At 74.9% G+C, this 11,271-nt stretch carries 10 protein-coding genes and 5 tRNA genes; 9 read left to right on the top strand and 6 right to left on the bottom strand.

The window, feature by feature from the left end:
- The first annotated feature begins 521 nt into the window (after window positions 1-521).
- A complete protein-coding gene (gene cobA, locus ABZ924_RS36675) occupies window positions 522-1,745 on the top strand; it encodes a uroporphyrinogen-III C-methyltransferase (RefSeq protein ID WP_361919756.1) in 1,224 nt (407 codons plus the stop codon).
- Window positions 1,746-1,803: 58 nt separating this feature from the next.
- On the top strand, window positions 1,804-2,631 hold the full coding sequence (locus ABZ924_RS36670) for an RNA methyltransferase (protein ID WP_361919754.1): 828 nt from the start codon (window positions 1,804-1,806) through the stop codon (window positions 2,629-2,631).
- 107 nt (window positions 2,632-2,738) lie between these two features.
- On the opposite strand, the gene ABZ924_RS36665 is transcribed toward ABZ924_RS36670, so the two are convergent.
- Window positions 2,739-3,944 carry a serine/threonine-protein kinase gene (locus ABZ924_RS36665; protein WP_361919752.1) on the bottom strand — a complete coding sequence of 402 codons (1,206 nt, stop codon included), beginning with the start codon at window positions 3,942-3,944 and terminating at the stop codon, window positions 2,739-2,741.
- Window positions 3,945-4,522: 578 nt separating this feature from the next.
- Between ABZ924_RS36665 and ABZ924_RS36660 the strand changes: the two genes are divergently transcribed.
- The 3 genes from ABZ924_RS36660 to ABZ924_RS36650 all read left to right on the top strand — a co-directional run bounded on the left by ABZ924_RS36660 (window position 4,523) and on the right by ABZ924_RS36650 (window position 6,444).
- Window positions 4,523-4,708 carry a hypothetical protein gene (locus ABZ924_RS36660; RefSeq protein ID WP_361919750.1) on the top strand — a complete coding sequence of 62 codons (186 nt, stop codon included), beginning with the start codon at window positions 4,523-4,525 and terminating at the stop codon, window positions 4,706-4,708.
- A 276-nt stretch (window positions 4,709-4,984) separates the two neighbouring features.
- Window positions 4,985-6,073: a phosphotransferase gene (locus ABZ924_RS36655; RefSeq protein ID WP_361919748.1), complete on the top strand. Its 1,089-nt coding sequence runs from the start codon at window positions 4,985-4,987 to the stop codon at window positions 6,071-6,073.
- 65 nt (window positions 6,074-6,138) lie between these two features.
- Entirely contained in the window at window positions 6,139-6,444 is a 306-nt protein-coding gene (locus ABZ924_RS36650; protein WP_361919746.1) for a zf-TFIIB domain-containing protein, read from the top strand.
- A gap of 159 nt (window positions 6,445-6,603) precedes the next feature.
- Here the strand turns inward: ABZ924_RS36650 and ABZ924_RS36645 are convergent.
- The 5 genes from ABZ924_RS36645 to ABZ924_RS36625 all read right to left on the bottom strand — a co-directional run bounded on the left by ABZ924_RS36645 (window position 6,604) and on the right by ABZ924_RS36625 (window position 7,089).
- A tRNA-Val gene (locus ABZ924_RS36645) sits at window positions 6,604-6,678 on the bottom strand.
- 60 nt (window positions 6,679-6,738) lie between these two features.
- A tRNA-Val gene (locus ABZ924_RS36640) sits at window positions 6,739-6,810 on the bottom strand.
- A gap of 20 nt (window positions 6,811-6,830) precedes the next feature.
- Window positions 6,831-6,902 (bottom strand) — tRNA-Val (locus ABZ924_RS36635).
- 1 nt (window position 6,903) lies between these two features.
- A tRNA-Cys gene (locus tag ABZ924_RS36630) sits at window positions 6,904-6,977 on the bottom strand.
- Window positions 6,978-7,016: 39 nt separating this feature from the next.
- Window positions 7,017-7,089: transfer RNA gene (locus ABZ924_RS36625), tRNA-Gly, on the bottom strand.
- A gap of 181 nt (window positions 7,090-7,270) precedes the next feature.
- Here ABZ924_RS36625 and ABZ924_RS36620 point away from each other — a divergent pair.
- From ABZ924_RS36620 to ABZ924_RS36605, 4 genes are all read left to right on the top strand, one after another.
- A complete protein-coding gene (locus ABZ924_RS36620; RefSeq protein WP_361919744.1) occupies window positions 7,271-8,326 on the top strand; it encodes a chorismate-binding protein in 1,056 nt (351 codons plus the stop codon).
- A 16-nt stretch (window positions 8,327-8,342) separates the two neighbouring features.
- Entirely contained in the window at window positions 8,343-9,167 is an 825-nt protein-coding gene (locus ABZ924_RS36615; protein WP_361919742.1) for an aminodeoxychorismate lyase, read from the top strand.
- 259 nt (window positions 9,168-9,426) lie between these two features.
- Entirely contained in the window at window positions 9,427-9,834 is a 408-nt protein-coding gene (locus tag ABZ924_RS36610; protein WP_361919740.1) for a YciI family protein, read from the top strand.
- Between the two features lie 10 nt (window positions 9,835-9,844).
- On the top strand, window positions 9,845-11,074 hold the full coding sequence (locus tag ABZ924_RS36605; RefSeq protein WP_361919738.1) for a DUF6596 domain-containing protein: 1,230 nt from the start codon (window positions 9,845-9,847) through the stop codon (window positions 11,072-11,074).
- Window positions 11,075-11,271: the final 197 nt, after the last annotated feature.

The following is an 11,271-nucleotide window of genomic DNA, read 5'->3' as shown; positions in this document are numbered from 1 at the left end:
GGACCGTGCCGTTCTTTTGGGGGTTTCCCGGCAGTCTTCGTTTTTCCGGGGCGGGACGGGCTGTCAAGAGTGGCCGCAGGCCATCGCGTAGCGACGCGACGAAGGAGCGCTCTTGACAGCCCGTCCCGCCCCGGAAGGACGATGAGACTGACGGGAAGCCCCCATACCTTCTCTGATTCGGGTTGAGCGGATCCCGTCCTCCTGGATCCCGGGCGGCCGGCCCGTTCCGTCGCGGTGTGCGCGGGCACCGTACGCTCCCGGCCCACCGCGGCACTCGGGCCCGCCCCCACCCCCGCGGCGGCGGGTGGGCAGCCACCGGCCCGCCCCCGACGCCTCGAGGGGGTGAAAGTGCCGCCCCGCAAGCCCGCGTAAAACCTTCCTCACCGTCCCACCCCGCAAGCACCACCAGCGGCGATGGGTCGTATCGTGGTGCCGGACGGGCGCCCGCACGGTCCGTCTTGCCGCTCCAGCGCAGCAGCGGCCCGCCGTACACACCACGCCGCACCAGGAGCCGCACCGCCATGGCACACCCGGCACACCCCGCCTACCCCGTAGGTCTCCGCCTCGCCGGCCGCCGCGTCGTCGTCATCGGCGGCGGCCAGGTGGCCCAGCGCCGTCTGCCCGCCCTCGTCGCGGCCGGGGCCGACGTCCTCCTGATCTCCCCGTCCGCCACGCCCTCCGTGGACGCCATGGCCGAGACCGGCGAGATCCGCTGGGAGCGCCGCCGCTACCAGGACGGCGACCTCGACGGCGCCTGGTACGCGCTGATCGCCACCCGGGACCGGGAGGCCAACGACCGTGCCTCCGCCGAGGCCGAGGCCAAGCGGGTGTGGTGCGTGCGCGCCGACGACGCCGAGGCCGCCACCGCCTGGACCCCGGCCACCGGCCGCGTGGAGGGCGTCACCGTGGCCGTGCTCAGCGGCAACGACCCGCGCCGTTCCGCCGCCGTGCGGGACGCGGTCGTCGAGGGGCTGCGCGACGGCTCGCTCACCGCCGCCCGCCCGCACACCCCCGGCGTGGCCCTCGTCGGCGGCGGGCCCGGCGACCCCGACCTGATCACCGTCCGCGGCCGCCGCCTGCTCGCCGAGGCCGACGTGGTCATCGCCGACCGGCTCGGCCCCCGCGACCTGCTCGACGAACTCCCGCCGCACGTCGAGGTCATCGACGCGGCGAAGATCCCGTACGGCCGCTACATGGCCCAGGAGGCCATCAACAACGCCCTGATCGATCACGCCAAGGCCGGCAAGGCCGTGGTCCGGCTCAAGGGCGGCGACCCGTACGTCTTCGGCCGCGGTATGGAGGAGCTCCAGGCCCTGGCCGCCGAGGGGATCCCCTGCACCGTCGTGCCGGGCATCTCCAGCTCCATCTCGGTGCCGGCCGCCGTCGGCATCCCGGTCACGCACCGGGGCGTGGCCCACGAGTTCACCGTGGTCAGCGGCCACGTCGGCCCCGACGACCCGCGCTCGCTCGTGGACTGGGCCTCGCTCGCCAAGCTCACCGGCACCCTCGTCATCCTCATGGGCGTCGACAAGATCGGCCTGATCGCGGAGGCGCTGGTCCGCCACGGCCGCCCCGCCGACACCCCGGTCGCGGTGGTCCAGGAGGGCACGACCGCCACCCAGCGCCGCGTCGACGCCACCCTCGCCACCGTCGGCGAGCGGGTCCGCGCCGAGGACGTCCGCCCGCCCGCGGTCATCGTGATCGGCGAGGTCGTACGGGTCGCCGGCGGCACCCCTTCCCACTGAACGACCTACGCCCGCCAGGGACGTTGGCACCACACCCAGGACAAGGCAGTATCACCCTGTGGCTGATCTCATCACCATCGAAGACCCCGACGACCCGCGCCTGCGCGACTACACCGGCCTGACCGACGTGGAGCTGCGGCGCCGCCGCGAACCCGAGGAGGGCCTGTTCATCGCCGAGGGCGAGAAGGTCATCCGGCGGGCCAAGGACGCCGGGTTCGAGATGCGCTCGATGCTGCTGTCCGCCAAGTGGGTCGACGTCATGCGCGACGTCATCGACGAGCTCCCGGCCCCGGTGTACGCCGTCAGCCCGGAGCTCGCCGAGCAGGTCACCGGCTACCACGTGCACCGCGGCGCCCTCGCCTCGATGCAGCGCAAGCCGCTGCCGACGGCTGCCGAGCTCCTGGAGGGGGAGGGCGCCGGTGAGGGCGCCGGGCACCGCATCGCGATCTTCGAGGGGTTCGTCGACCACGCCAACCTCGGGGCCGCGTTCCGCAGCGCCGCCGCGCTCGGGATCAGCGCGATACTGCTGTCCCCGGACTGCGCCGACCCCCTCTACCGGCGCGCCATCAAGGTCTCGATGGGCTCGGTCTTCTCGGTGCCGTACGCCCGCCTGGAGAACTGGCCGGCCGACCTGGAGAAGGTCCGGGAGGCGGGCTACCGCATCCTGGCCATGACGCCCAGCGCCAAGGCCACGCCGCTGGACCAGATCCCGCCGGAGCGCTTCGAGCGCTGCGCGATCATGCTGGGCTCCGAGGGGCACGGCCTGTCCACGCACGCCCTGCGGGCGGCCGACGAATGGGTGCGCATCCCGATGGCCGAGGGCATCGACTCGCTGAACGTGGCCGCCGCGTCGGCAGTGGCGTTCTACGCGACGCGCCCGGCGTAGCCGGGACGGAAGCGGCCGGAGCCGTCACCGCACCCCCACCGGCCGACACCACCAGAGCCCCAGACCCCAGAGCCCCAGAGCCGCCTGCGCCCAGGTCCCGTGAGCCGTCAGAGCTTCTGGGCCGCCGCGATCCCCAGCGCCACGATCAGCGTGACCACCACGAACACGATCAGCCGCTGCCGCATCAGCCGCGGGTCCGGCCGCGACGGCCGCCGCCCCGTGCCCGTCGTACGGGGAGCCGGGCGGCCCCCCGGGCCCCCCGAGCGCCCCGCGGTCGGCCGCGAGGACGGCCCGCCGGGGTGGCGCGGCGACGACGGCCGCGAGTGGGGGCCGCTGTGCGGGCCCTGCGCGGCGCCCCGGCCCGCCGGCTGGGGCGCGGGCGTGCCGCCCGTACGGCGCTCCGTGCGCTGCTCGGGGTACGGCTGGGCCAGCCGCCCGGTGGGCCGCTCGGCGCGGGCCCGCTGCGCCGGCGGGCGCCCGTCGGACAGCCCCTGCGCCTCGCGGGCCGCGATCTCCTTCAGCCGCATCGACAGCTGCAGCGTGCTGGGCCGCTCCTCGGGGTCCTTGGCCAGGCAGGCCCGTACGAGCGGCGCGAGCGCGTCCGGTACGCCGACCAGGTGCGGCTCCTCGTGGACCACCCGGTAGAGCATGACCTCGGAACTGCCGTGCCCGAAGGGCGAGTCGGCGGTCGCCGCGTAGGCGAGGGTGGCACCGAGGGCGAACACGTCGGTGGCCGGGGTGACGATGGCCCCGCGGACCTGCTCCGGGGCGAGGAAGCCGGGGGAGCCGACGGCCGTACCCACATGGGTGAGGGTGCTGGCGCCGGTGGCCCAGGCGATGCCGAAGTCGATGATCCGGGGCCCCTTGGGCGACAGCAGGATGTTCGACGGCTTGAGGTCGCGGTGGACGACCCCGGCCTCGTGGACGGCGACCAGTCCCTCCGACAGCGCCGCCCCGATCGCGGCGATCTGCGCGGCGGTGAGGGGGCCCTCCTCGGCGACCTTGTCGTGCAGCGACGGGCCGGGCACGTACTGGGTGGCGAACCAGGGCCGCTCGGCCTCCAGGTCGGCGGCCACCAGGCGCGCCGTGCACCCGCCGCGGATCCGCCGGGCGGCGGACACCTCGCGCGCGAAGCGGGAGCGGAACTCCTGGTCCTCGGCCAGGTCCGGCCGGATCACCTTGAGCGCCACGCGCTGCCCGCGGCGGTCGGAGCCGAGATAGACCACGCCCATGCCGCCGGCGCCGAGCCGCCGGTGCAGCCTGAACGAGCCGACGACACGCGGGTCCTCGCGTCGGAGCCGCATCATCGCCATGTCCACCCCGCTGACCGGTCGTCCTGTTGACGTGGCACAGCTTACGGACCATCCGCCACGAGCGCTCAGAGGCCGCGCCCTCTCCGCGGCAATCGATCGTCAGTGCGCCACAACCCACTTGAGGGTTCCTCAGCTGGTGGGGCCGACGCCGCCGGCCCGTCCCGTCGTACGGCCAAACGGCCCACGGGGCAAGGGGATTGGAGCGCCGGAGCCGGGCCGCAGCCCGAGTGCGGGGCGGACGGCGGGCGCGTACGCGGGGCGCACGAGCCGGGTCGCCGCCCCCGTACCCCGTCCGCCGACACGCATGCGCGGGGAGTGACGGAAGTGAGCGAACTCACTACCCTCCGGTCATCCCTTCAGGGAAGACCCCCGGGCAGACCCCCACAACGGGGGAGGGGTCTCCACCCAGGGGAGTACGCGGGGGTGCGCCCCTCATCCTCGCGGAGGCCTGCCAAAGGGTACGAGGGCAGGATCCCGGGCCCCGTACGCGCGCCTAGTGTTGGGGACATGCGGCGGGCACCGGCACTCGTCCCCCGAGGTCACACCGCCCGCCGCAGCCAGACGACAGGGAGAGGACCATGGCGGACACGGCACGGCACGGACGCAAGGCCTTCGCGTTCCACGCCCACGAGTCCGGTACGCGCCACCCGCTGGTGGCCGCGGCCATGGTGCTCCCTCTGGCCGCCCTCCTGCTCTTCCTCTTCGGAGGATTCGACCAGGTGGCGGCACAGGCGTCGTCCGTGGGTGCGATGCTGGGGCGCTGAGCGGCGCCCCACGCCCGGGAGAGCGGCCCGGGCCGCGACATCGGCCCGTCGGACCCCGTGGGGACGGGGGAACGGCGGACGGCAGGTGAAGGGTGCTGCCCGTACGACTGGGGAGTCGGACGGGCAGCACTTTTTCCGTGCCCGCACTTTTCCGTGCCCGCACTTTTCCGTGCCCGCACTTTCTCCATGGCCGTTCTCCACGCCGGCTCTCCATGCCCGCCCGCGGCTGCGTAACCTGCTCCCGAGAGGGCGAGTGACGGGAGCCGTGGAGCCGCGATGAACCAGGAGCACACCGCCCGCCGCCCCGAGAGGGCCGCCGTCCCCGCCCCGGCCGCGCCGCTGTCCGCCGCACTTGCCGCGTACGCCACCGGCCGGCCGGACGCCCCGTACGAGCTGCTCGCCGACCGCGAGGACGGCACCGTCGTGCGGTGCGGCCCGGTCGTGGCGAAGGCGCATGCCGTGGACAGCGACGAGGAGGCCCTGGCGGTACGGATGCGGATCGCCGCGGACGGAACCCTGGCCGGGGTGCTGCTGCCGCCGCTGCGCACCCAGGCCGGGAGCCTGCGGGGTCGCCCGGTGACCCTGTGGCCGTACGGAGCCCCCGTGGACCCCGAGCGCCCCGAGGACGCGCCCTGGGAGGCGGCCGGGCGGCTGCTGGCGGCCCTGCACCGCGTACCGCTCGGGGCGCTGCCCGGCCCGGTCCCGCCCATGCGCGGGCCGGCGAAGCTGCGGCGGGCCCTGGCCCGGCTGGCGCGGGCGGCGGACGTGGAGCCGGACCCGGGGCGCGGCTCCCGCACCGAGCCGGGCCGGGGGACCGCCGGCGACCCGGGGCTGGATCCGGCGCCGGTGTGGGCCGCGGCCCGGACCCTGCCCGCCTGGATGCGCGGCGAGGCCCCGGCGCCGGACGGCGGGGCGCTGTGCCACGGGGACCTGCACCTGGGGCAGTTGGTCCGGGGGAGTGCCGGGACCGGCGCAGGCGCCGGAGGCGCGGGCGGCGACGGCGACGGCGCAGGAGGCGGCTGGCGGCTCATCGACGTGGACGACCTCGGCGTCGGGACGCCCTCCTGGGACCTGGCCCGGCCCGCCGCCTGGTACGCCGCCGGGCTGCTCGGCGCGGATGCCTGGGGGCGCTTCCTCGGCGCCTACCGGGCCGCGGGCGGGCCGGCCGCCGGACCGCCCGGCTCCGACCCCTGGCCGGAACTGGACCTTGCCGCCCGGGCCCTGACCGTACAGACCGCAGCCCTCGCCCTGGCGAAATCGGCAGAAAACCACCGCGGACTCGACGACGTGGAGCGGCTGATGGTGCAGTCCTGTGCCCGAATCGCTACGCTCCCGCCCGACTTGGACCGGGGGTCTCCGTCGTAGGGTGAGCCTCACGCCACCGGGCATGCATCCGGTGTCGACGCAGACGGCGAGGAGTTGATCCGGTCATGCAGTGTCCGAAGTGCCACTCGATGATGCACACCTACAACAGGAACGGCGTTCAGATCGAGCAGTGCAGCGGCTGCCGCGGCATCTTCCTCGACTACGGCGAGCTGGAGGCCCTGACCCGTCTGGAGGCCCAGTACACCGCCGGCCAGTACGGCCAGGTGCCGCCGCCCGCCGCGCCGCCGGCCCCGTACCCGGCCCCGCACGCCGCGCCCGCCTGGGGCGCCCCGCAGCACCACGGCGGCCACGGCCACGGTCACCACGGCCACCACCGCGGCGGCTTCGGCCGGATGCTCTTCTCCTCCTGAGCCCGAGCCTGAGCCTGAGCCCGGTCCCGACCTGAGCCGAGGGGCCCCGCCGGGGGAGCGGGGCCCCTCCGGCCCGTCCGCCCCCCTCCGGTCAGGCCCGCTCCCCGGGGCGCACGCATACGGAAAGCCCCGGCCGTCGAGACGGCCGGGGCTTCCGGGTGGTGCGCGATACTGGGATTGAACCAGTGACCTCTTCCGTGTCAGGGAAGCGCTCTCCCGCTGAGCTAATCGCGCGGGCCGCGGCATCGAAGCCGCAGGTCAAACAAGGTGATGCAGGGTGGTGCCGGTACTGCGTGCGCGATACTGGGATTGAACCAGTGACCTCTTCCGTGTCAGGGAAGCGCTCTCCCGCTGAGCTAATCGCGCGGGTGGACCCGAAGATCCAGTGGACGATACTGGGATTGAACCAGTGACCTCTTCCGTGTCAGGGAAGCGCTCTCCCGCTGAGCTAATCGTCCTTGGAGGTGGAGACGGGATTTGAACCCGTGTAGACGGCTTTGCAGGCCGTTGCCTCGCCTCTCGGCCACTCCACCTCGGAGTTGCGGGGTTTCTCGGGAAGATCCCCCACTCAGAGCGGACGACGAGACTCGAACTCGCGACATCCACCTTGGCAAGGTGGTGCTCTACCAACTGAGCTACGTCCGCACTGTCACCGTGTTCGCTCCGGGGTTCTTCCCCTTCGCTCCCTGGCGACGTGTTGAACTCTAGCGGATTCCCGGGCCAGCTCAAAAACGCGTTTCCGCAGCGTGCTGCCCATCGATCACCAGCGGTCACCCGCCGGTCACCTCTACGGCGGGTTTGCGCCACCGGTCATAGACTCGCAGCCGTGCACGACCTGCTTCCCCTGGCCCGCTTCGGCGGCCTCCTCGCGACCGACCTCCGCGACGTCACCAGCGACCCCTCCGCCCTGGACTCCACGGGCTTCTGGGCCGTCGCCGCAGACTTCGAGGGGCGTCTGGTCTGCGCGCGCTTCGGGGACGTCCGCCCCGCGCCCGTCCCCGAGCCCCGGCCCGGCGCCTGGCGCGGACCCGCCGCCGACCGGTGGTCCTCCTCCCTGGACCGCGCCGCGTACACCGCGGGCGTCCGCCGCATCCGCGAGCACATAGCGGCCGGGGAGGTCTACCAGGCCAACCTCTGCCGCGTGATGTCCGCGCCGCTGCCCGAGCCGGACCGCGCCGACGTCGACGCCCTCACCGCCCTGCTCGCCCGCGGCAACCCCGCCCCGTACGCAGGAACGATCCGGCTCCCGGCGCACGGCGTCGAGATCGCCACCGCCTCCCCCGAGCTGTTCCTGCGCCGGGCCGGCCGGCACGTGGAGTCCGGGCCCATCAAGGGCACCGGCCGCACCGCCGCCGACCTCCTGCCCAAGGACCACGCCGAGAACGTGATGATCGTGGACCTCGTACGCAACGACCTCGGCCGCGTCTGCTCCACCGGATCCGTCGCCGTCCCCGAGCTGTGCGCCGTCGAGGAGCACCCGGGCCTGGTCCACCTCGTCTCCACCGTCAGCGGGGAACTCGCCGAGGGCGCCGGCTGGCCCGAGCTGCTCGCCGCCACCTTCCCGCCCGGCTCCGTCACCGGCGCGCCCAAGTCCTCCGCCCTGCGGATCATCGAGGCCCTGGAGACCGCGCCGCGCGGCCCCTACTGCGGCGGCATCGGCTGGGTCGACGCCGACCGCGGCACCGCCGAGCTCGCCGTCGGCATCCGGACCTTCTGGATCGACCGCCAGGCCCCCGGCGGCCCGCGGCTGCTCTTCGGCACCGGCGCCGGCATCACCTGGGGCTCGGATCCGGAGCGCGAGTGGGCGGAGACCGAACTGAAGGCCCACCGGCTGCTCAGGGTAGCGTCCGGTGCACATGAGGTGACCGGTACCCCTGGGTGAGCGGAGGGAACGTACGGTGAGGATCTGGCTCGACGGTGCGCTGCGGGACGCCGACAGCGCGCAGGTGTCCGTGTTCGACCACGGGCTGACCGTGGGCGACGGCGTGTTCGAAACCCTGAAGGCGGAACGCGGTGCGGTCTTCGCGCTCACCCGCCATGTGGAACGCCTGACCCGCTCGGCCCGGGGCCTCGGGCTGCCCGACCCCGACCCGGACGAGGTACGGGCGGCCTGCGCGGCCGTCGTCGAGGCCAATCCGGTGGCGCTGGGCCGCCTGCGGATCACGTACACCGGCGGCGTCTCCCCGCTCGGCTCCGACCGCGGGGACGCCCCGCCCACCCTCGTCGTGGCCCTGGGCGAGAGCGTGCGGCGGCCCGACACCACCGCCGTCATCACCGTGCCGTGGGTGCGCAACGAGCGGTCCGCCATCGCCGGGCTGAAGAGCACCTCGTACGCCGAGAACGTGGTCGCGCTGGCCGCCGCCCATCGGGCCGGGGCCTCCGAGGCGCTGTTCGCGAACACCGTCGGGCAGCTGTGCGAGGGGACCGGCTCGAACGTGTTCGTCGTGCTCGACGGGGAGCTGCACACGCCGCCCGTCTCCTCCGGGTGCCTTGCCGGGATCACGCGGGCCCTCGTGGTGGAGTGGGCGGGGGCCAAGGAGACGGACCTGCCGTTCGAGGCGCTGGAGCGGGCCGAGGAGATCTTCCTGACCTCGACGCTGCGCGACGTCCAGGCCGTGACCCTGGTCGACGGCCGCGCGGTGGCCGGGCCCGGCCCCGGCCCGGTCACCTCCGAAGCGATGCGCCTCTTCGAGGCCCACTCCCGCGCCGACCTAGACCCCTGAAGGCTCGCTGCGGCGCCGCTCCGGGGGCTCCGCCCCCGCGCCCCCGCGCCTCAAACGCCGGCGGGGCTGGATGGGCCGGGGCGTTGGCTGTGCGGCGCCGTTTCGGGGCGGTGCCCTCGCGCCTCAAGCGCCGGCGGGGCTGGGTTTGGCGGCCCGGGAAAAAATCTTCGGCGGGGATGTCGAGGATGCGGCGTCGGCTCCGTCCCAGGGGTGAGCGCGGCCAGAATGGACGCGTCGGACCGGATCGAGGAGAACCGTCATGGCCAAGTACCTGCTGCTGAAGCACTACCGCGGCGCACCGGCCCCGAGCAACGACGTCCCCATGGACCGCTGGACCCCCGAGGAGGTCTCGGCCCACATCCAGTACATGCGCGACTTCGCCGCGAAGCTGGAGCAGACCGGCGAGTTCGTCGACGCGCAGGCGCTGGCGCCGGAGGGCACGTTCGTCCGGTACGACGGCGAGGGGCGCCCGCCCGTCACCGACGGCCCGTTCGCCGAGACCAAGGACCTGATCGCCGGCTGGATGGTGATCGACGTGGACACGTACGACCGGGCCCTGGAGCTGGCGGCCGAGTTGTCCGCGGCCCCCGGCGCCGGCGGCCGGCCCATCCACGAGTGGCTGGAACTGCGTCCCTTCATGGCCGAGCCGCCCACGATCAGTGAGTGACCGGTCCCCCATGACCGCCCCCGGCCCCGCCGCCGGCCCCGCGCCCGGTTCTCGCCCCGCCCCGGACGCGGTCGTCCCGGGCGGGGCCCCGGCGGCCGCGGTCGACGAGGCCCTGCTCCGGGAGCTCACCCCGGGCGTCCTCGGCGTCCTCGTCCGCCGCGGAGCCGACTTCGCGGCGGCCGAGGACGCCGTGCAGGACGCCCTCCTCGACGCCGTCCGCGTCTGGCCGGCCGACCCGCCCCGCGACCCGCGGGGATGGCTCGTCACCGCCGCCTGGCGCCGCTTCCTCGACGCGACCCGCGCCGACGCGGCCCGCCGGCGCCGCGAGGACCTCGTCGACCGCGAGCCGGAGCCGGGACCCGTGCCCGACGCCGACGACACCCTCAGCCTCTACTTCCTGTGCGCGCACCCCGCCCTCTCCCCGTCCTCGGCCGCCGCACTCACGCTGCGGGCCGTCGGCGGCCTCACCACCCGCCAGATCGCCCGCGCCTACCTCGTGCCCGAGGCGACCATGGCGCAGCGCATCAGCCGCGCCAAGCGGACCGTCTCCGGCGTCCGGCTCGACCGGCCCGGCGACGTCGGAACCGTGCTGCGCGTGCTCTACCTGGTCTTCAACGAGGGCTACTCGGGGGACGTCGACCTCGCCGCCGAGGCGATCCGCCTCACCCGCCGGCTCGCCGCCTCCGTCGACCACCCCGAGCCGGCCGGACTGCTCGCGCTGATGCTCCTCCACCACGCCCGCCGCGCTGCGCGGACCGCCCCCGACGGCAGCCTGGTCCCGCTCGCCGAGCAGGACCGCAGCCGCTGGGACACGGCGGCCATCGCCGAGGGCATCCGGATCCTGCAGGGCGCCCTGGCCCGCGACCGGCTCGGCGAGTACCAGGCCCAGGCCGCCATCGCCGCCCTGCACGCCGACGCCCGCAGCGCCGAGGAGACCGACTGGCCGCAGATCGTGGAGTGGTACGACGAACTCGTCGGCCTCACCGGCAGCCCCGTCGCCCGCCTCAACCGGGCGGTGGCCGTCGGCGAGGCCGACGGGCCGCGCGCCGGCCTCGCCGCGCTGGCCGGGCTCGACCCGGACCTGCCCCGGTACACCGCCGTCGCCGCCTGGCTGCACGAACGGGACGGTGACCGGGCCGGCGCCGCCCGGCTCTACGCGGAGGCCGCCCACCGGGCCCCGAGCCTGGCCGAGCGGACGCACCTCACCCGGCAGGCGGCCCGCCTCAACGCCGACCTGTGAAGCGGGCGGCCTGAGCGGGCCGGGTCTCCGGCGGGCCGGTGCGGCGCCGTTTCGGGGGCGCTGCCCCCGCGGCACCGCGCCTCAAGCGCCGGCGGGGCTGGGTTTGCCGGCCCGTGGCGTCGACGGGCGGGTCCGGGCTTGGCCGAGGCCTTGGCGGGAGGTGTTCGGTCGGGTGCGGCGCCTTTTCGGGGGCGCCG

This window comes from Streptomyces sp. NPDC046876, from assembly GCF_040645035.1.
Taxonomy (GTDB): domain Bacteria; phylum Actinomycetota; class Actinomycetes; order Streptomycetales; family Streptomycetaceae; genus Streptomyces.
This window is presented reverse-complemented; position numbering and strand designations above follow the sequence as displayed.